Annotated in this window: 25 protein-coding genes; 3 read left to right on the forward strand and 22 right to left on the reverse strand. The window is 37.1% G+C overall.

The window, feature by feature from the left end; translation table 11 throughout:
- Nucleotides 1-9 precede the first annotated feature (9 nt).
- A complete protein-coding gene (locus tag OZX59_RS03910; RefSeq protein WP_277126837.1) occupies nt 10-900 on the reverse strand; it encodes a cation diffusion facilitator family transporter in 891 nt (296 codons plus the stop codon).
- Between the two features lie 42 nt (nt 901-942).
- Nucleotides 943-1,623, reverse strand: coding sequence for a histidine phosphatase family protein (locus OZX59_RS03915; RefSeq protein WP_277126838.1), 681 nt, complete (start codon nt 1,621-1,623; stop codon nt 943-945).
- A 154-nt stretch (nt 1,624-1,777) separates the two neighbouring features.
- Between OZX59_RS03915 and OZX59_RS03920 the strand changes: the two genes are divergently transcribed.
- Nucleotides 1,778-2,434 carry an HAD family hydrolase gene (locus tag OZX59_RS03920; RefSeq protein WP_277126839.1) on the forward strand — a complete coding sequence of 219 codons (657 nt, stop codon included), beginning with the start codon at nt 1,778-1,780 and terminating at the stop codon, nt 2,432-2,434.
- Between the two features lie 36 nt (nt 2,435-2,470).
- Entirely contained in the window at nt 2,471-3,055 is a 585-nt protein-coding gene (locus OZX59_RS03925) for a DJ-1/PfpI family protein (RefSeq protein WP_277126840.1), read from the forward strand.
- Nucleotides 3,056-3,103: 48 nt separating this feature from the next.
- On the opposite strand, the gene OZX59_RS03930 is transcribed toward OZX59_RS03925, so the two are convergent.
- On the reverse strand, nt 3,104-3,694 hold the full coding sequence (locus OZX59_RS03930; protein WP_277126841.1) for a histidine phosphatase family protein: 591 nt from the start codon (nt 3,692-3,694) through the stop codon (nt 3,104-3,106).
- A gap of 25 nt (nt 3,695-3,719) precedes the next feature.
- On the reverse strand, nt 3,720-4,721 hold the full coding sequence (locus OZX59_RS03935; RefSeq protein ID WP_277126842.1) for an aldo/keto reductase: 1,002 nt from the start codon (nt 4,719-4,721) through the stop codon (nt 3,720-3,722).
- A gap of 138 nt (nt 4,722-4,859) precedes the next feature.
- On the opposite strand from OZX59_RS03935, the gene OZX59_RS03940 reads away from it, so the two are divergent.
- Nucleotides 4,860-5,732: a LysR family transcriptional regulator gene (locus OZX59_RS03940; RefSeq protein WP_277126843.1), complete on the forward strand. Its 873-nt coding sequence runs from the start codon at nt 4,860-4,862 to the stop codon at nt 5,730-5,732.
- Between the two features lie 20 nt (nt 5,733-5,752).
- On the opposite strand, the gene OZX59_RS03945 is transcribed toward OZX59_RS03940, so the two are convergent.
- From OZX59_RS03945 to rpsE, 18 genes are all read right to left on the reverse strand, one after another.
- Nucleotides 5,753-7,693 (reverse strand): TetM/TetW/TetO/TetS family tetracycline resistance ribosomal protection protein, encoded by a 1,941-nt coding sequence (locus OZX59_RS03945; RefSeq protein ID WP_277126844.1) that lies wholly within the window; start codon nt 7,691-7,693, stop codon nt 5,753-5,755.
- A 79-nt stretch (nt 7,694-7,772) separates the two neighbouring features.
- Nucleotides 7,773-8,168, reverse strand: a complete 396-nt coding sequence (gene rpsI, locus OZX59_RS03950) for a 30S ribosomal protein S9 (RefSeq protein WP_277126845.1) — start codon at nt 8,166-8,168, stop codon at nt 7,773-7,775.
- 11 nt (nt 8,169-8,179) lie between these two features.
- The gene (rplM, locus tag OZX59_RS03955) at nt 8,180-8,623 is read right to left on the reverse strand and encodes a 50S ribosomal protein L13 (protein WP_277126846.1); all 444 of its coding nucleotides are present in this window, start codon (nt 8,621-8,623) and stop codon (nt 8,180-8,182) included.
- 106 nt (nt 8,624-8,729) lie between these two features.
- Nucleotides 8,730-9,515: a tRNA pseudouridine(38-40) synthase TruA gene (gene truA, locus OZX59_RS03960; RefSeq protein WP_277126847.1), complete on the reverse strand. Its 786-nt coding sequence runs from the start codon at nt 9,513-9,515 to the stop codon at nt 8,730-8,732.
- Nucleotides 9,515-10,312, reverse strand: a complete 798-nt coding sequence (locus tag OZX59_RS03965; RefSeq protein WP_277126848.1) for an energy-coupling factor transporter transmembrane component T — start codon at nt 10,310-10,312, stop codon at nt 9,515-9,517. The genes truA and OZX59_RS03965 overlap by 1 nt, the downstream gene beginning before the upstream one ends.
- A gap of 5 nt (nt 10,313-10,317) precedes the next feature.
- Nucleotides 10,318-11,163, reverse strand: a complete 846-nt coding sequence (locus tag OZX59_RS03970) for an energy-coupling factor transporter ATPase (RefSeq protein ID WP_277126849.1) — start codon at nt 11,161-11,163, stop codon at nt 10,318-10,320.
- A complete protein-coding gene (locus tag OZX59_RS03975) occupies nt 11,139-11,990 on the reverse strand; it encodes an energy-coupling factor transporter ATPase (protein WP_277126850.1) in 852 nt (283 codons plus the stop codon). Before OZX59_RS03975 ends, OZX59_RS03970 begins: the two co-directional genes overlap by 25 nt.
- Before the next feature lie 573 nt (nt 11,991-12,563).
- Nucleotides 12,564-12,947, reverse strand: coding sequence for a 50S ribosomal protein L17 (rplQ, locus tag OZX59_RS03980; protein WP_277126851.1), 384 nt, complete (start codon nt 12,945-12,947; stop codon nt 12,564-12,566).
- A gap of 25 nt (nt 12,948-12,972) precedes the next feature.
- Entirely contained in the window at nt 12,973-13,911 is a 939-nt protein-coding gene (locus tag OZX59_RS03985) for a DNA-directed RNA polymerase subunit alpha (protein WP_277126852.1), read from the reverse strand.
- A 45-nt stretch (nt 13,912-13,956) separates the two neighbouring features.
- The gene (gene rpsK / locus OZX59_RS03990; RefSeq protein ID WP_277126853.1) at nt 13,957-14,340 is read right to left on the reverse strand and encodes a 30S ribosomal protein S11; all 384 of its coding nucleotides are present in this window, start codon (nt 14,338-14,340) and stop codon (nt 13,957-13,959) included.
- 21 nt (nt 14,341-14,361) lie between these two features.
- The gene (rpsM, locus tag OZX59_RS03995; protein WP_277126854.1) at nt 14,362-14,712 is read right to left on the reverse strand and encodes a 30S ribosomal protein S13; all 351 of its coding nucleotides are present in this window, start codon (nt 14,710-14,712) and stop codon (nt 14,362-14,364) included.
- A gap of 23 nt (nt 14,713-14,735) precedes the next feature.
- Nucleotides 14,736-14,852 (reverse strand): 50S ribosomal protein L36, encoded by a 117-nt coding sequence (gene rpmJ / locus OZX59_RS04000; RefSeq protein ID WP_003647815.1) that lies wholly within the window; start codon nt 14,850-14,852, stop codon nt 14,736-14,738.
- A 14-nt stretch (nt 14,853-14,866) separates the two neighbouring features.
- Nucleotides 14,867-15,088, reverse strand: coding sequence for a translation initiation factor IF-1 (gene infA / locus OZX59_RS04005; protein ID WP_034980408.1), 222 nt, complete (start codon nt 15,086-15,088; stop codon nt 14,867-14,869).
- A gap of 68 nt (nt 15,089-15,156) precedes the next feature.
- Nucleotides 15,157-15,810, reverse strand: coding sequence for an adenylate kinase (locus tag OZX59_RS04010; RefSeq protein WP_277126855.1), 654 nt, complete (start codon nt 15,808-15,810; stop codon nt 15,157-15,159).
- An 11-nt stretch (nt 15,811-15,821) separates the two neighbouring features.
- A complete protein-coding gene (secY, locus tag OZX59_RS04015) occupies nt 15,822-17,117 on the reverse strand; it encodes a preprotein translocase subunit SecY (RefSeq protein ID WP_277126856.1) in 1,296 nt (431 codons plus the stop codon).
- Entirely contained in the window at nt 17,117-17,557 is a 441-nt protein-coding gene (gene rplO, locus OZX59_RS04020) for a 50S ribosomal protein L15 (protein ID WP_277126857.1), read from the reverse strand. Before rplO ends, secY begins: the two co-directional genes overlap by 1 nt.
- 23 nt (nt 17,558-17,580) lie before the next feature.
- The gene (gene rpmD, locus OZX59_RS04025; protein WP_277126858.1) at nt 17,581-17,766 is read right to left on the reverse strand and encodes a 50S ribosomal protein L30; all 186 of its coding nucleotides are present in this window, start codon (nt 17,764-17,766) and stop codon (nt 17,581-17,583) included.
- Nucleotides 17,767-17,777: 11 nt separating this feature from the next.
- A complete protein-coding gene (gene rpsE, locus OZX59_RS04030) occupies nt 17,778-18,284 on the reverse strand; it encodes a 30S ribosomal protein S5 (protein ID WP_277126859.1) in 507 nt (168 codons plus the stop codon).
- Nucleotides 18,285-18,290: the final 6 nt, after the last annotated feature.

Consider the following 18,290-nt stretch of genomic DNA (forward strand, 5'->3'; position numbering starts at 1 on the left):
TTTTTTCTCCTAATTTTCTGACTTTTGCTGGGAAACAATCATTTCATCATATTTGCCACGATCACACTCTGCTTGAAAATTAAGGTGATTAATTCCCAACTTTTGTAAATCATGACTAAGTTGCTGCGTTAGCTTTTCAAACTCTTGCACAGTTAAATCCGGTGCTACATTGACGTGCGCGTCTAACATAATATAGTCATCGCTATAACGCCAGATATGAACATGATGAATATTCTTAATTGCTGGAATTGCCAACACAATCTTATTTACCTGATCTAAATCAATATCTGGATTAGATTCCATTAACACATTTGCTGCTTGCTTGGTAATTTGATAGGCTTCACGCAAAACAAAAATAGAAACTACCAACGTCATGATTGGATCAAGCAGACTAACTTGCCAAAAGTAAATGAAAATTGCACCAATCACCACTGCTACACTTGATAAGGCATCACTCAACATATGCAAAAAAGTTGAGCGGACGTTTAAGCTGCCTTGTGCATCCTGATGCATGGTCAACATCGAAATGACATTAGCCAGTAAGCCAATTATCGAAACAATCAACATTACGCCACCATTGATTTTAGTTGGTTGCCAAAAACGTTCGATTGCTTCAGCAAACAATGACAAACTAATAAAAATCAAGATAATACCATTGGTAAACGCCGCTAAAGTTTCAGCTCGCTCATAACCAAAAGTTTTAATTTGATTACGCTTGCGATTACTAATTAAATGCGCCACAAACGAAATAATAATTGCCCCAACATCACTCAGATTATGGACGGCATCAGATAATAAGGACAGTGATCCTGAAATAAAGCCGCCACAAAATTCAGCAATCGTGATCACGATATTGAGCAATGTTACCCAAAAATAGCGTTTAGTAGTCTGATCTTTCATCTTGCATGTCTCCGATTAATAATCTAGATAAATTACGCCTGTCTACAACTGTTTTGCATTAACATTATAGTCAACAATTTCAAATTTACCATTATCATTCAAAATCCCGCGACTGACACTGCCATTGTCAGGAAAAACAATATCATGCAGTCCATCACTCTTGCGCCAATACTTAATGCCTAGTGTTTTAATAAAGTCACCGTGTGACACCAATAAGACCCGCTTCTCATTTCTAGTCAATTCAGTTAGCACTTTAACTGCTCTAACCATGCGCTCATCTAGTTCTTCTTTATCTTCAGCCAAGTGCCTTGGATCAGCCTTTTTGGTAGCCTGGCGAAATTCGTAAATCCCAACTTGATTAATAATCTTAGTGACATCCGTTTCTTCGCCAATTCCAGCTGCTAGACCAACTTGCTGCCAGGTATCAACTACATCATCACCTTCAAAAGAGCCAAAAAAGACTTCCCGAAATTCCGGTAACTTTTTAATTTTACCAATTTCTGAGACTCGGTTAGCATCCTTCATCAAGTGAACCGTATCAATTGCTCGTTTTAAATCAGAAGAATACATATTATCAAAATGGACTTGGCTCAGTGCCTCAGCTGTCCGTTTTAGATCATTGATACCCTTTACCGTTAGTGGTGAATCACACCAACCTTGGACCTTATTTAGTTGGTTAAACATGGTTTCGCCATGGCGAATTAAATATACTTCTGTACTCATTGGCATGTTCCTTTCCTAATAAAATTAGTTTATCAGACTATCAGCCAAGATGCTTACTTAGCTAATTTTTACTTATAAAAAAGTCACAACTAACCTACCACAATTATATCTATTATAATGGTATCTAAGAAACAAATAAAGAAGGTAATCATCCATGACCAAATTTGAAACATTGATCTTCATCCCTGAAGGAAGTCTGCTAAATGAAAAACTAGCACAAAGAACAGCTCTTAGCCAGACCTTAGCAGTATTAAAAGAGGGTTTTGGGCCTAAGGAACGTTTGCAGTACACTGAAATACAGGAACAAGCCAAGTTATTGGGACTAAATGAACGCATTGAGTTAACTTTACAGACTTTTTGCAAAGCAAATTATCAAACTGCCAAACCAATCTTTTGGCAAAAATTAGCTCACCAAACCCAATTAGTCAAAGGCGCAATTTCCTTTTTAGAACAAATTCCGGACCAAGTAAAATTAGTTTTATTGGCTAAGGAACCCAAACAAGTTATTAGCACTCGCATAACAGATAGTAAATTGCTAAACTTTTTTAGTGCATGTTATTTTAGCGAAGATTTCTCTGATACTTTTACCCAAACAATTTTAGGGCAAGTATTGCAAGCAGAACCTGCAATTAATCCTGCAACCTGCTTGGTTATTGGAACAGACTTAGCTGACGAAATTCAGGCAGCCAATCAAGCCAATTTAGCCTCTGTTTGGCTTGCTCCCAAAAAAGTTAAGCTGCCGATTAATCCGCGTCCAACCATGCATCTAACTAGGTTAAGTGATTTATTATTTTACCTCAACCTAAGCTAGTTTATAATAAAAGAAAAGAATTGTGAGGTAATAATAATGACAAAAATTGCGGTTGTTTTTGCAAATGGTTGTGAAGAAGTAGAAGGTCTCAGTCAAGTCGATGTCTTTCGCAGATTAGGAATTACTACAGATATGGTAGGTTTGACTAGTACAGAAATTATTGGCGACCATCAGATCAAATTAATCTGTAACCAAGTTATCGGGTCAGACCTGCTTGATTATGAAGTGGTCGTTTTTCCTGGTGGCAAGCAAGGTGCAGAAAATTTGCGCGCTAGTCAAGAACTTGGCGATATCATGATTAGCCGTCAAGCTGCTAATAAGTGGAATGCTGCTATGTGTGCGGCACCAATTGCGTTTGCACATTATGGTTTACTAAATAATGCTGATTATACTTGCTATCCTGGTTTTGATAAGCAAACTAAAAAAGAGGCTCCTAGCGGTCATTTTAAAACTACGATAACCGTTACTGATTACCAAAATAGAATCATTACTAGCCGTGGTCCAGCTACTGCCTGGGCCTTTGCATATGCGATTGCTGAAGCTGTTGGTGTTTCAACTAAGGAGTTGAAAGAAGGCATGCTCTACAATTATTTAGCCAATAATATTAAGGATAGTCTTTAAGACTATCCCAACTAAAAAACAGCTGCAGATAGCAACTGTTTTTTTAGTTTAAATAAGTTCTTTGACATTAATTGATTCAATAAATTCAAATTTTTCCTGATCATAAGTAAATTTCAGAATACAACAATTGTGGAAATTCTTAACTCGCTTTTTAATATCGGCATATGGTAACCATTTTTGCAAAAACATAAAACAAGCGCCGCCGTGGCTGACTGCTAAAACCCGCTGATGATCTGGCTGATTCATAATATCTGTCAAGGTTGCGTTCATCCGCTCTTGCACTTGCAAATCTGACTCGCCACCAAATTGCAGAAAAAAGTCACCATAAGAATGACGCTGACTATCATCTTGGGGATTTAATTGTTCACTTTGGCCTTCAAAAACGCCAAAGTTCCACTCCTTGATCCCTTTTAACCTTTGGTAAGGTTGGCTAGTAATATTCTCAAGCGTGTCACAAGCTCGCTCTTGCGTTGAGGCATAGGCATGATCAAAACTGATATTATTTTTCCGAAAGTATTGTCCTACTTCTTTGGCATCTGCTATTCCTTGTTTAGTCAATGGTGAGTCTGATGCCCCTTGAATCCGGTGTAATTGATTGAATAATGTTTGCCCGTGACGCATTAAATATAGTTCTTTCATGATTTACTCCTTACCTATTTTACATTTAATCTTTGTCTAGCAATATTGTACCATCTGGCGGGTTTTGACTTATTGCGCCAACAATTCTATGTGGTACATATGGTTGCTCAAGATACGAAAGGTCAGCTTTAGTCAATTTAACTTTTAATGCCTGATTAGCATCATCAAAATGATTTGCCTTCGTTGCACCAATAATTGGTGCTCCTACACCCTTGGACCATAACCAGGATAAAGCAATCTGCGACATCTTAACTTGGTATTTTTTAGCTAATTCAGCTACCCTACTGGTAATTTGCATATCAAACTGTTTAGTATGATCGTATTTCCCTTTGGCAACCTGATCAGTCTGACTACGCAAAGTATCTGTATCCCAGTTAGGACGTGCTAAACGACCGGCTGCAAGAGGGCTATATGGCATCAAAGTAACATTTTGCTGCTTACAAATTGGCATCAATTCATGCTCATCCTCACGATATAACAAATTGTAATGATTTTCCATTGCCGAAAATTGTGCCCAACCATGCTCACGCGCTACCAACTGCATATTGTAAAATTGATAACCATACATGGCTGATGCGCCTATCGCACGCACTTTCCCCGCTTTAACTAAATCATTTAAAGCCGACATAGTTTCTTCAATTGGCGTTTCATAGTCAAAGCGATGAATAATATATAAGTCTAAATAATCAGTACCTAAACGTTTAAGTGTACCATCAATTTCTCTGGTAATTGCAGCTTTTGATAAACGTCCTGGATTAAAATAAACTTTTGAAGCTAAGATTACCTTATCTCTAGCAATATTGCGTTTAAGTGCTTTACCCAAGTATTCTTCACCAGTACCTGCAGAATAACTATTAGCAGTGTCAAAAAAGTTGATTCCCAAAGATAACGCATGAGCAACTACTTCTGCAGTTTTTTCTTCATCCAGAGTCCAATCATGCATAGTACCGGCTTGGCCAAAACTCATCCCACCGACACATACTTTTGATATTTTTATATTTGTCTGACCTAAATTTATATATTCCATTTTCTATTGCCTCTGCTTAATACACAATTACATCCTTTTCTTATTATATTTTCAAAAAAGCAGTATGTCTAATACTTATTTTATATATTGAGGTATAATAAATATGCATATCAATAATTTATTTAGTGGGAGTAAAATATGGAACTTAGAGTATTGAAATATTTTTTAGCAATAATCCAAGAACATAATATTTCAAATGCAGCTAAAAAATTACATCTTTCTCAACCAGCAATTTCACGACAAATTGCTGATTTGGAAAAAGAACTAGGCACTACATTATTCAAGCGTGGTACCAAAGTTATTGAATTAACACCTGACGGTGAATATTTGGCCAATCAAGCTACACAAATTCTTACTCTAACTAGTAAAACGGTTGCTAACCTAGGTAACAACCGTGAAATTAAAGGTAGTATTATGATTGGCTGTTCTGAGGCACCCATGATTACTATTATTGCTGACACAATTAATAACATTAAAAAGATAGCACCTAACATTACTATTAATTTACATAGTTGCGATGCTAACGAAGTCCAGACTAAAATTCAAAATGGTCTGTTTGATTTTGGTTTTGTATTGGAACCATTTAATAAAATTAACTATAATTTTTTAAACTTGCCTGGAACAACTCGCTGGGGAATATTAACTAGAAAAGATTCAGCTTTAGCACAAAAAAGTCAGATCACAGTAGCCGACTTAGATTTGCAACCACTTATCATGCCACAAAGACCAGATAGTCGCAGCCTATTAAACAATTGGTTAGGCGAAAGTGAGCACAATTTTCAGGTTATTGGCAATTATAATCTACTTAATAACGCCGCAATATTGGCTGAAAGTGGCGTGGGTCATGTACTTTGTTTAGATGGTATTATCAATACAACACAATCAAATCTAGTTTTCATTCCATTAGCGCCAAAAATACTCATTCACTCAATCTTAATCTGGCCAAAAACTGCGTCCTTGTCACCAGCTGCGGAGCTCTTTTTGAGCCAGTTAAAACAAATCCTAACTTAACATTTTATTAGGTAATCAACTCATCTTGCTGAATATGGTAAGTGCATCCAATCAGCCACTTCATCCCAAGGCACTTGAACAGCCGCTCCCTTAGCACAAAAAACCGAATCGGGTGTATTATCTAAATCACTAGTTGGCTGATAATTACTTTGCGCAATAATTGCTGCAGCTTGACACGGCTGGTATCCCGCAAAGCTACATTCTAATTGTCCCTGACCATGGGTATACGATCGCAAAGTTTGGGCATAATTTTGCATTTTGACAACTGGAGCCTTACCCTTAATCGTTTGCGTTGCTTGTTGGCCATTTATTTTAGGCAATTGAAATGTAGCATTCATTAACTGCAAATCATTAAGCGCACGTCCTACTTGCTCTTGATTTACTGTCAGACTAAATTGATACCACGGTTCAAGCAACTGACACTGTCCTTGCTTCTTTAAAACCATTAGTCCCTGTCTAACAGCTCGCCACGTGGCCTGCCGAAAATCGCCACCAACAGTATGTTTGTTACTATATTTCCCGCTAATCAAAGTCAGCTTTACATCAGTCAATGGCGCCCCAAGTAACACCCCCAGATGTTCTTTATTTGTCAAATCACTCATAATCTGCTTTTGCCAATTTGTTGCCAGCATATCATTGGGGCAGTTATTGGCAAAGGTCAGGCCACTGCCAAGAGGTCCTGGTTCAAGTAATAAGTGAACTTCTGCATAATGACGTAATGGTTCAAAGTGACCTACTCCCTCGACTAATTGGGTAATTGTCTCTTGATAAAGCACCTTACCTTCAACAAATTTAAGTTTTAAGTCATATCTATCAGCTAGTAATTGCTGTAAAATTTCCAATTGCACTTTACCCATAATCCGAATACTAAGTTTCTGCTGGTGCTGGTTCCAAAGAACATGCAACTGCTGATCTTCATCTGCTAATTCTCGTAGCGCTTCAAGACAAATTAACGGATCGTACTCTCCAGTAGCAACTTCATAGGTTAGAACTGGTTTAAGCTCCGGCTGCACACTATCTGAAAGTTTTCCTAAACCTTGACCTACATAAGTATTTTTTAAACCCGGAATCGTACAAACTGCTCCAGCTGTAATCCTGTCAACTCCTTGATACTTATCTCCTTGATAAACTCGGAGTTCACTTACCTTTTGCTCACTACCTAAAGGCTGCCGCGGCTGCAATTTACCAGCAAAAACTCTCAGCCATGTTAACCGCTCACCTTTTTGATTATGTGAGATTTTAAAGACTCGTGCACTAAATTCCGTTTCTTCAGAATGATACTCTGCTGTCCAATCATTCAACCCTGTTAAAAATTTACTAATTCCTGTTAATTTGAGTGCTGAACCAAAAAAGCAAGGAAATACTTTTCGCTGTTGAATAAGTACTTGAATTGTTGCAGTTGCTAACTTCCCCTTAGCCAAGTATTCGCTGAGCAATTGTTCATCTTGTAAAGCAAGTTCTTCATATGCTTCAGCTGATAAATTAGTTTTATCAGCAAAAGATATGCATTTGGTAGAGAGATTTTCTTGTAATTGACTCATTAAACAACTAATTTCTTGATTAGCGACATCCATTTTATTAACAAAAATAAAAGTAGGAACTTGATAGTGATGCAATAGTTGCCAAATTTTACGTGTATAACTTTGCACTCCAGAGGTAGCTGAAACTACTAAAATCGCATAGTCTAACACACTCAGGACTGCCTCTGTTTGACTAGCAAAATCAATATGTCCTGGAGTATCAAGTAAAGTCAGCTGCGTTGTTTGATATTCTAGATTAGCCTGGTGTGAAAAAATAGTGATACCACGTTGTCTTTCTAGTTGATCAGGATCTAAAAAAGCATCTTGCTTATCCACTCGACCTAAATGGCGAATAGCTCCAGACTGATAAAGCATTGCTTCTGCAAGCGATGTCTTTCCAGCATCAACGTTAGCCAAAATACCGATTACAACCTTTTTCATAGCAATTCCTCCGTTCACCAATTAGTAAACAAAAAAAGTATCCCGCAAAGGATACTTTTTTGAATAAACGTAATGTAAATTAACGTTTTGAGAATTGAGAAGCCTTACGAGCCTTCTTCAAACCTGGCTTCTTTCTTTCGACCATTCTAGGATCACGAGTTAGGAAGCCTGCCTTCTTCAAAGGACCACGGAAATCTGGATCAACTTCAAGAAGAGCACGTGCAACACCTAAACGAATCGCACCAGCTTGACCAGCAAAGCCACCACCGTTAACATTAACGTTAACGTCATATTGACCTTCTGTTTCAGTTAAAGTCAATGGTTGCTTTAAATCCTTAACCAAGTTAGGAAATGGGATGTATTGATCAACATCCTTATTATTAACTGTAATTTTTCCACTGCCTGGTACCAAACGTACACGCGCAACTGCATCTTTGCGCCGACCAGTACCTGCATATGCAACTTGTTGTGCCATTATTTAACCTCCTAGATTAATTTTTTAATGTCTAATTCTTCAGGCTTTTGTGCTTCATGCTTATGATTAGCATCTGCATAAACGTGCATCTTCAAAAATTCTTGATGACCAAGAGTGTTCTTTGGAAGCATACCCTTAACTGACAATTCAACTAATCTAACTGGATTCTTGGCAAGCAATTCACCAGCTGGAGTGGCCTTCATACCACCAAGATATTCAGAGTGATGGTAGTAAATCTTATCAGTAGCCTTTTTACCAGTCAACTTAATCTTGGCAGCGTTGATAATAATCACGTTATCACCAGTATCAACATTCGGTGTATATTGAGGCTTATTTTTGCCTCTTAATATAGTGGCTACTGCAGTAGACAGACGACCTAAAGATACATCTGTTGCGTCAATAACATACCACTTACGTTCAATTTCATTAGGTTTTGCTAATTGTGTAGTACGCAATGTAATTTCCTCCGTTTATACGTTGTTTGAAAACAATAAGTTTCCGGGGCCTATCATGGACAAACATACTGTACTAGAATACGCCATTTTTACTAAAATGTCAATGTTAGGCTAAGTCTTGTCGATATTTTTCAGGTACGTCTTCATAAAAAACATGGTATAGATATAACCCACTTGCTTGAGCTGTTTCCCTGACTTGTTCACGATCTTTAGCCATTATTACCCGGGGAATATCATCTATAGGTCGTTTATCATTACCTATTTCAAGTAAAGTAGCCACTAAAATCCGCACCATATTATACAAAAAGCCAGAGCAAATAAAGTCAAAAATCACTTCATTGCTAGCCTCATCTTTTTCAACATTGACATAATACATAGTGCGAACCTTATTTTTTATTTGGCCACCACTTGCCGCAAAACTTGTAAAATCATGCCTTCCCAGTAAATCATGCCCAGCTAATTTCATCTTTGCGATATCAACTGGATAAGGATAGTGACCGGTATAAAATCGTTTGAAAGGATCAACGAACTTATCCAGACTAACTCGATATCGATACCATTTACCTTTAACACTGTAACGGGCATGAAAATCCGAATTAACAATTTCACACTCTTTAAAAACAATATCTAGCGGCATCATTGAATTTAGCGCAAACAACATTCTTTCAGGAACAATCGGATTGCCTTCATAAATAAATTGAATTACTTGACCTAGCGCATGAACACCAGCATCAGTTCGACCTGAGCCTTCAACCTGAATCGTCTTACCCTTAGACATTTTTTTCAGAGCAGCTTCAATAGTACCTTGAACCGTTCTCTGGTTTGGCTGTGACTGGAAACCATGAAATAAATACCCATCATATGCCAGGGTCATTTTATAATTAGTTTTCATTATGCAGTCCTAAAAATTATTAGTAATATAATTAAACTAGCAAAATAGCCTAAATTATATAGATCATATTTTGACCAGCGTAAAATACGATATTTGGTTCTGCCTGCATCACCGCGATAGCCACGTGATTCCATTGCCGTTGACAAATCAAGGGCTGTTTCCAAAGAACTAATAAACAATGGCACTAATAAAGGCGTGATTGCTTTAGCGCGCTTAATCAAGCCTCCGTCATTAAAATCAGCTCCGCGAGAACGTTGTGCATTCATTATCTTAACCGTTTCATCAAATAAAGTTGGCACAAAGCGAAGTGCAATCGACATGACTAAGGCAATTTTATCCACAGGAACTTTAAACAATTTCAATGGCGTCAGAAGCCATTCCATCGCATCCGCAATTTCAAGCGGCATCGTAGTTACCGTCATTACCGTTGAAATTAAAATAATCACCGTAAATCGAATAAAAATAAAGACTGCATTCTCTATCCCATAACTTGAAATCGCGAGAAATGCCCACTGCCAATAAACAGTTCCACCCACTGTGAAAAATAATTGTAAGACAGAAGTGAAAAAAATTAGCCAAATCATTGGCTTGACGCCATCCCAGAAAACTCGTGGTTTTAGCTTTGTTGCTGCAACTGCTAACAAGCTATATATTGTTACAATTGCATATGTGACTGGATTATTAGCTAGAAAAATGATCAAAATAAAGAAGATGGTTGCTAGCAGTTTTCCACGCGGATCCATTTTATAAACAAGTGAATTTCCCGGGACATAACGTCCAATTAAAATCTTACTCATCTAAACTACCTCCGCAAATTTTCTGCAATTGCTTTCACCAAGTCATTACTTGTAAGCGGCAGCTGTGGAAAAGTATAATTATGCAAACGACTGGCAAACAGCATTGCTTTAGGTTCATCTAAGTGATGTTGTCGAAGCCAACTGCGCTTCTGAAAAACTTTGCTTGGACGATCATGCTTTATCATTTTTCCTTGTTCCATAACAATTACGTCATCGGCATAATCTACTACATCATCCATATTATGAGTTACCAAAATAACAGTGTGCCCTTCTGTTTGATATTCAGCAAATAGTTGCATAATTTGCTTGCGCGCTTGTGGATCAAGTCCTGCGACTGGTTCATCTAAACAAAGAATATCTGGTTCATAAGCCATTACCCCAGCTATTGCTACCCGACGCATCTGTCCGCCAGATAATTCGAATGGAGATACACTAGCAAGTGAATCAGGCAATCCCACTTTTTTCAACCATTTTTTTGCTAGCTCATTAGCCTCTGCATTATTATAACCGAAATTTTTTGGTCCATATGCAATATCATCTAAGACAGTACTTTCAAATAATTGCGATTCTGGAAATTGAAAAACTAAGCTCACTCTTCGTCGTAATTCTTTTAAATTTTTATTGGTTGTTTCAGGTGTAATTGTCGTCCCAGCAATTTCAATTTTCCCTGTTGCAGGCTTAAGTAAGGCATTAAAATGCTGCATTAAAGTCGACTTGCCACTACCAGTATGCCCAATGATTGCTACAAAAGAGCCATCTTGTATTTCAAAATTAATATTCTCCAACCCAATTTTTTCAGTTGGCGAATCTTGTGCATAAATATAGCTTACATTTTCGAATTTAATTGACATAAGTAATTGATCATCTCTTCTTCTGAATCAATATCATTAGGCAGTTTGATGCCATCTTGTATAAGTCTTATTTTTATTTGTTGAAAAAATGGCACGTCAAGCCCTAAATCATCAAGTACTTGTGTTTGATTAAAAATCTTTTTGGTTGATCCTTGATCAACTAGCTTGCCATCATTCATAACGATTACCTGATCGGCTTGACTAGCCTCATCAATATCATGCGTAATTGAAATAACTGTTAAATGATATTTTTTTTTCATTTGGCGCACAATTTCCAAAATTTGATTTTTTCCTTCAGGATCAAGCATTGAGGTTGCCTCATCTAAAATAATAATTTTAGGTTTAATTGCCAAAATACCAGCTATTGCTACTCTTTGCTTTTGTCCTCCTGACAAATTGGCAGGCTCAACATCACTACTTGAAGACATTCCTACTGCTTCAAGAACTTTAGGAATAATCTTCAACATCTCATTACGAGCAACACCACGGTTTTCCAAACCAAAAGCCACATCGTCAGCTACAGTAGCGCCAACAAATTGATTGTCAGGATTTTGAAAAACTACCCCGACCTTGTTTCTAATCTGCCAAACTGTATCATCAGTTAGCTCTACACCATCAACTTCAATATACGGTTGTCCCTGTTCATCTGGAACTAACAAACCATTAATTAATCTAATAATAGTTGATTTGCCACTTCCATTATGCCCAATTACTGCAGTCCATGATCCCCTTTCAACTTCAAAACTAATCTGATCTATTGCTGGCTTTTTAGTTTCGGGATAAGTATAACTTACGTTTTTAATCTTAATAATACTATTTGCAGCCATTTTTTCACCGTCCTATAATCTTTTCTATTGTACCAAAAATGACCAGTTATTTGTGATATTACTTAATTTATTTTTTTATTAAGTATTAATTTTAATTATAATTTTTCCATTCTTAACTATAACTTAATTAATATACAGTAAAATATATATTATATAAAAGGGTGGTGATCAATATGGGCTTTACAATGCTACTATCAACATTAATTATTGGAATAATTTTACTTGTTATAAGTTCCAAAATTACATCTAAATTTTGGAAGATGTTAATAATTACAGTCGGAATAGCTCTACTTTTACTAGGGATAATTTTGTTATTTGCACCTGGATTCTCACATCAAGTATATGACCAGCTATACAATTTATTGAATTAAGTGTCTAAATAATTAAAATGGCTACTAACAAGATAAAATATAAATCTGTTAGTAGCCATTTTTATAAAAAAGCAAAAAAAATCATCCATGAAGAGGGATAACTTTTATTATCTAAGCTAGACTAAACTTTCGTCATCATCTTAACGCTTATTCTCACTTTCATGGATAATTCTTAATAGCTATTAAGTTTGTTGTTCTGAAACTAAACTAATTCAAGAACAACCATTGGAGCTGCATCACCCTTACGAGGGTTAGCTAACTTCATAATTCTAGTATAACCACCATTACGATCTTTGTAACGTGGAGCAATATCACTAAAAAGCTTTTGCAATGCTGATTTAACAACTACTGCATCATCTTCTTCATGGATATCAGCAACTTCATCGCGAACAAAAGCAGCAGCTTTTCTTCTTGCGGCCAAGTCACCACGTTTACCTAAAGTAATCATTTTTTCGGCTGTTTTACGAATTTCTTTGGCACGAGTTTCAGTAGTAACAATCCGCTCTTTAATGATCAGTTGAGTGGTCATTTCTCTCAGCATTGCTTTCCTATGTGCACTGTCCCAGCCTAATTTACGGTATGCCATCAAGTTTACCTCCTTTTATTTTTCATTAATCTTCTTGACGAAGTGAAAGTCCTAAGTCAGCTAATTTGTTCTTAACTTCTTCCAATGATTTACGACCCAAATTACGTACTCGCATCATATCTGCTTCAGTCTTATCAGTTAACTCTTGCAAAGTATTAATGCCTGCACGTTTAAGACAGTTATATGAACGAACAGATAAATCTAACTCTTCAATTGTCATTTCAAGTTTTTTCTCTGCTGTGTTGTCTTCTTTTTCAATCATAACATCATCAAATTTTGTACTTGCATCAGCAGTTTCAAACACTTTGAAGTGTTCTACTAAAATTTTAGCAGCAAAACTAAGGGCATCATTAGGTTTGATTGAACCATCAGTCCAAACTTCTAAAGTAAGCTTGTCAAAGTCATCCCTTTTTCCAACCCGAGTCGATTCAACCTGATAATTAACTTTTTTAATTGGTGAGAAAAGAGAATCTACTGGTATAACCCCAATTGGCATATCTTCACTCTTATTGTCACTCGCCGCTACATATCCACGACCATTTTTGACAGCAATTTGCATATGCAAGTGACCGCCATCAGCAATAGTACAAATATATTGATCTGGATTCAGTATTTGAACATCTGAATCAACTTTAAGATCATCGGCAGTTACAGTAGCCGGTCCTTCAATATCCAACTCAATAAGCTTTTGTTCATCTGAAAGAGACTTTAATTCAAGTTTCTTCAAATTCAGAATCATTTTAGTTACATCTTCGCGAACACCGGGTACTGTTGAAAATTCATGCAAGACACCATCGACTTGAACATAAACCAGACCGGTTCCTGGGATAGACGTAAGTAAAACTCTACGTAATGAGTTACCTAAAGTAGTACCAAAGCCACGTTCAAGTGGTTCAATAATAAATTTGCCGTAAGACTTCTCTTGGTCAACAACGGTAATATTGGGTTTTTCAAATTCAATCATTACTAGGCCCCTTTCAAAACGCAATGTTCTTCATTAAGAACAAAATTATACACGACGACGTTTTGGTGGTCTGGAACCATTGTGGGGAACTGGAGTAACATCACGAATTGTAGTGATTTCAAGACCAGCGGCTTGCAGTGATCTAATAGCAGATTCACGACCAGCGCCAGGACCCTTAACAGAAACTTCTACATGTTTCATGCCTTGATCCATTGCACTCTTAGCTGCTGCTTCTGCTGCCATTTGAGCTGCAAAAGGAGTAGACTTACGACTACCCTTAAAGCCCAATGCACCAGCTGAAGACCAAGCAACTGCATTACCTTGTACGTCAGTAATCATGACTAAAGTATTATTAAACGTTGAATGAATATGCGCAACGCCCTTTTCAACGTGCTTCTTCACACGACGCTTACGTGCTGTTTTTGGCATCAATAAACCTCCTTATAAAATTTATCTATTCTTTTTACTACCCTTACGAGTCCGTGCATTATTCTTGGTATTTTGTCCACGAACCGGAAGGCCACGACGATGGCGAATGCCGCGGTATGAACCGATATCAATTAACCGCTTAACATTCATGCTAACTTGTCTACGCAAGTCACCTTCAACACGGTATTTGTCAACTTCCATCCGCAGCTTTTCTTGATCATCTGGAGTCAAATCTTTTGAACGGATGTCTTCAGAAACACCAGCATCTGAACAAATCTTTTGAGCTGTTGGTTCACCAATACCATAAATATATGTTAAAGCAACAACTATTCTTTTATCTCTTGGTAAGTCAACACCAGCAATACGTGCCATAAATTGCACCTCCTATTTTATTTTTAACCTTGACGTTGCTTGTGCTTTGGATTTGCAGAACAAATAACCATTACACGACCATGTCTTTTAATAATCTTACAATGTTCACACATTGGTTTAACAGATGGTCTAACCTTCATGTTTACCCCCGTTATTACTTTATAAACCGATACGTAATTCTACCTTTTGTTAAATCGTAAGGAGAAAGTTCCACAGTAACACGGTCACCAGGCAAAATACGAATGTAGTGCATTCTAATCTTGCCGGAAACATGTGCTAAAATAACAGCTCCATTTTCCAATTCAACTTTAAACATAGCATTAGGCAAAGTATCTACAACCTTACCTTTTACTTCAATGACATCATCTTTTGCCAAAGTCTTTCCTCCGCAATTAAACAGTCATACTTTGAGATTATAACACGTCCAAGCAAATATCTAAATTATTAGTTATCGCTTAAAACAGTGTCTACACTTTCAAAAACTTTTTCTGGAGTTTGTTCACCATTTACAGTTGTTAGCAAACCCTTTGCTTGATAAAAGTTTTTCAAAGGCGTATTCATCTTTTCGTTAACTTCTAAACGATTCTTAACTACTTCTGGTTTGTCATCTTCACGTTGATAAAATTCATGACTACCACAACGATCACAGGTGTCTTTTTCTTTAGGCATCTTAGTAATCTTGTTATAAGTAGCACCACATTTTTTACACATAAAGCGAGCAGATAAACGCTTGACTAGAGTATCTTCTTTAACTTCAAGCGAAATAACTTTTGTTAAAGGTTTACTAAGCCTTTTAGTGATTTCATCCAACATTTCAGCTTGGACAGTTGTTCTTGGAAAACCATCCAAAATATAACCATTTTTAATGTCAGGCTGAGCCAGACGTTCCTCAACTAATTTAGCAGTTACTTCATCAGGTACCAAATTACCTTTGTCAATATAACTTTTAGCTTCAAGACCAACTTTAGTCTCATTAGCCATTGCTTCCCTAAACATATCCCCAGTTGAAATATGAGTTAAGTGATATTTATCAACAATTTGCTCTGATACCGTACCTTTGCCAGCTCCAGGCAATCCCAAAAGAAATAAGTTAATCATTTTTCCATTTCCTATCTGATGAATCCAATATATTCTCTCTTCATTAATAATCCATTAATTTGACGAGATAGCTCCAAAACTACTCCAATAACAATCAAAAGGCTTGTTCCACCTAAACCAATTGAACTAGGTAAGTCCCAGAAATTAGTAGCAAGCTGTGGCAATAAGGCAACTAAACCTAAGAAAACTGATCCAACCGTTGATAATCTAATCAACAATTTTGAAACGTAACTTTGGGTATCCTTACCAGGCCAGACACTTGGTATATAAGCACCTTGTTTTTGCAAATTCTTAGCCAGCTTCTCAGGGTTAACCTGAACAAAAGCATAGAAGAAAGTAAACAAGATAATTAGTACAGTGTAAATGATAACACCTGGTGTCGTTTGCATACTAAAAATACTGGTCATTACTTTGTACCATTGCTGATCGCCTTGAGTTCTTTGAAAGAGCATTAGAATAGTTGCAGGTGTAATAATAAACGAACTTGCGAAAATTACTGGAATAACACCTGAAACATTGACCTTTAATGGCAAAAAACTTTCTGAACCACTGACAGTAGCCCTTTTTGTATATTGAATTGGAATACGACGATCTGCCTGTTCAACCCATGTAACCAATTGCGTTACGATGAGAATTGCAATGATAATCGCGATGAAGAACAAAATTCCTTGCCAACGATCACTCGCGTTATTATTTATAACGTCCTCTTTGAAAATTTGCCAAAGACCACCTGGTAGTCGTGCAATAATTCCACCAAAGATTATAACAGAAACACCATTACCTAGTCCTTTGTCAGTGATTTCATCACCAAGCCAAGTAAGTAGCATAGTGCCGGCAGTCATAATTATGGCAATTTCTACATAAGTCTGCCACGTTTGCGTTTTTACTAATCCCATTTGTGTTAACGAATTGAAACCAAGAGTGATCCCAATACTCTGAACAAATGCAACTACAAGTGCAAGCCAACGAGTGACCTGATTTGTTTTACGCCGACCTACTTCTCCTTGCTTTCCCCATTCAACTAAAACAGGAACAATATCCATTTGCAACAGCTGAATAACAATTTGTGCTGTTATATAGGGAGAAACTCCGAGAGAAAAAATTGAATAATTATCTAGTCCACCACCTGAAACAGTATCCAACATTGGTACTAATCCAGTCTGAGCAACTTGAGTGATCGCTTTTGCATTAACACCGGGAACAGTGATATTGGCACCGATGCGATATAGCAAAAGGATAAAGAGTGTAAAATAAATTTTATTTCTAATTTCTTTATCCTTAAAGGCGTTCTTCAAGGTCGAAAACATTAGATCACCTCAACAGATCCACCAGCTGCTTCAATAGCTTTTTTGGCAGCAGCGGAAACTTTATTAACCTTTACATTTAACTTAACTTTTAACTCGCCTTTAGCAAGTACTTTAACACCTGATAACTCTTTCTTTACCAAGCCTTTTTCTTTTAGATCAGTAATAGTTACATCACTGTTATCTTCAAACTTGTTTAAGTCATCTAAATTAACAATTGCATATTCTTTACGGTTGACATTCTTGAAACCACGCTTAGGCATAGTTCTAAACAATGGCATTTGGCCACCTTCAAAACCTAAACGAGTATGTCCGCCTTGACGGGCCAATTGACCCTTTTGTCCACGACCAGAAGTCTTACCATAACCACTTGAAGTACCACGTCCAACACGTTTTCTAGTATTGCGTGAACCCTCTGCAGCATGTAATTCATGAAGCTTCATTAATTCGGCACCTCCTCAATAAATTATTTATTAATTTCTTCAACAGAAATTAAGTGAGCAATCTTCATCAGTGCCCCACGTGTAGCAGCATTGTCTGGCAGAACAGCTGAGCTGTTAACTCTACCTAAGCCAAGAGCCTTAACAATTTTCTTTTGGTTAGGTAGACGGTGCGCAGCACTTCTAATTAAAGTAACTTTTAATTCAGTCATTTATTGTCTCCCTAATCTAAATCTGCGTGGCGAAGCTTTTCAACTTCTTCACTCGTTCTAAGTTTTTTCAAACCATCAATTGTTGCACGTACAACATTAATTGGTGTATTGGAACCAAGTGACTTAGAAGTAACGTCAGCAATACCTGCCATATCCATTACGATACGAACAGCACCACCAGCTGCAATACCTGAACCAGCTGGTGCAGGCTTAAACAAAATACTACCTGAACCATAGTGACCAATTACTTCGTGAGGAATGGTAGTACCAACCGTAGGAACATTAATCATGTTCTTTTTACCAGCTTCAACAGCCTTACGGATTGCTTCTGGAACTTCTTGAGCTTTACCAGTACCAAAGCCTACACGACCTTTTTTGTCGCCAACAACTACCAAGGCAGCAAATCTCATTCGCTGACCACCCTTGACAACCTTAGTGACACGATTAATTGATACTAACTGATCTTCGATGTCGTCTTTATTTCTGCGATTATTACGAGAATCGTTGCGGTTTGCCATGTATTA

Source organism: Lactobacillus sp. ESL0681 (genome assembly GCF_029392835.1).
Lineage (GTDB): Bacteria > Bacillota > Bacilli > Lactobacillales > Lactobacillaceae > Lactobacillus.

Bases quoted from the DNA above. Each gene is read 5' to 3' on its own strand.
- OZX59_RS03910 (WP_277126837.1), bottom strand. From the start codon at position 900: ATGAAAGATCAGACTACTAAACGCTATTTTTGGGTAACATTGCTCAAT.
- OZX59_RS03915 (WP_277126838.1), bottom strand. From the start codon at position 1,623: ATGAGTACAGAAGTATATTTAATTCGCCATGGCGAAACCATGTTTAAC.
- OZX59_RS03920 (WP_277126839.1), top strand. From the start codon at position 1,778: ATGACCAAATTTGAAACATTGATCTTCATCCCTGAAGGAAGTCTGCTA.
- OZX59_RS03925 (WP_277126840.1), top strand. From the start codon at position 2,471: ATGACAAAAATTGCGGTTGTTTTTGCAAATGGTTGTGAAGAAGTAGAA.
- OZX59_RS03930 (WP_277126841.1), bottom strand. From the start codon at position 3,694: ATGAAAGAACTATATTTAATGCGTCACGGGCAAACATTATTCAATCAA.
- OZX59_RS03935 (WP_277126842.1), bottom strand. From the start codon at position 4,721: ATGGAATATATAAATTTAGGTCAGACAAATATAAAAATATCAAAAGTA.
- OZX59_RS03940 (WP_277126843.1), top strand. From the start codon at position 4,860: ATGGAACTTAGAGTATTGAAATATTTTTTAGCAATAATCCAAGAACAT.
- OZX59_RS03945 (WP_277126844.1), bottom strand. From the start codon at position 7,693: ATGAAAAAGGTTGTAATCGGTATTTTGGCTAACGTTGATGCTGGAAAG.
- rpsI (WP_277126845.1), bottom strand. From the start codon at position 8,168: ATGGCACAACAAGTTGCATATGCAGGTACTGGTCGGCGCAAAGATGCA.
- truA (WP_277126847.1), bottom strand. From the start codon at position 9,515: ATGAAAACTAATTATAAAATGACCCTGGCATATGATGGGTATTTATTT.
- OZX59_RS03965 (WP_277126848.1), bottom strand. From the start codon at position 10,312: ATGAGTAAGATTTTAATTGGACGTTATGTCCCGGGAAATTCACTTGTT.
- OZX59_RS03970 (WP_277126849.1), bottom strand. From the start codon at position 11,163: ATGTCAATTAAATTCGAAAATGTAAGCTATATTTATGCACAAGATTCG.
- OZX59_RS03975 (WP_277126850.1), bottom strand. From the start codon at position 11,990: ATGGCTGCAAATAGTATTATTAAGATTAAAAACGTAAGTTATACTTAT.
- rplQ (WP_277126851.1), bottom strand. From the start codon at position 12,947: ATGGCATACCGTAAATTAGGCTGGGACAGTGCACATAGGAAAGCAATG.
- OZX59_RS03985 (WP_277126852.1), bottom strand. From the start codon at position 13,911: ATGATTGAATTTGAAAAACCCAATATTACCGTTGTTGACCAAGAGAAG.
- rpsK (WP_277126853.1), bottom strand. From the start codon at position 14,340: ATGCCAAAAACAGCACGTAAGCGTCGTGTGAAGAAGCACGTTGAAAAG.
- rpsM (WP_277126854.1), bottom strand. From the start codon at position 14,712: ATGGCACGTATTGCTGGTGTTGACTTACCAAGAGATAAAAGAATAGTT.
- rpmJ (WP_003647815.1), bottom strand. From the start codon at position 14,852: ATGAAGGTTAGACCATCTGTTAAACCAATGTGTGAACATTGTAAGATT.
- OZX59_RS04010 (WP_277126855.1), bottom strand. From the start codon at position 15,810: ATGATTAACTTATTTCTTTTGGGATTGCCTGGAGCTGGCAAAGGTACG.
- secY (WP_277126856.1), bottom strand. From the start codon at position 17,117: ATGTTTTCGACCTTGAAGAACGCCTTTAAGGATAAAGAAATTAGAAAT.
- rplO (WP_277126857.1), bottom strand. From the start codon at position 17,557: ATGAAGCTTCATGAATTACATGCTGCAGAGGGTTCACGCAATACTAGA.
- rpmD (WP_277126858.1), bottom strand. From the start codon at position 17,766: ATGACTGAATTAAAAGTTACTTTAATTAGAAGTGCTGCGCACCGTCTA.
- rpsE (WP_277126859.1), bottom strand. From the start codon at position 18,284: ATGGCAAACCGCAACGATTCTCGTAATAATCGCAGAAATAAAGACGAC.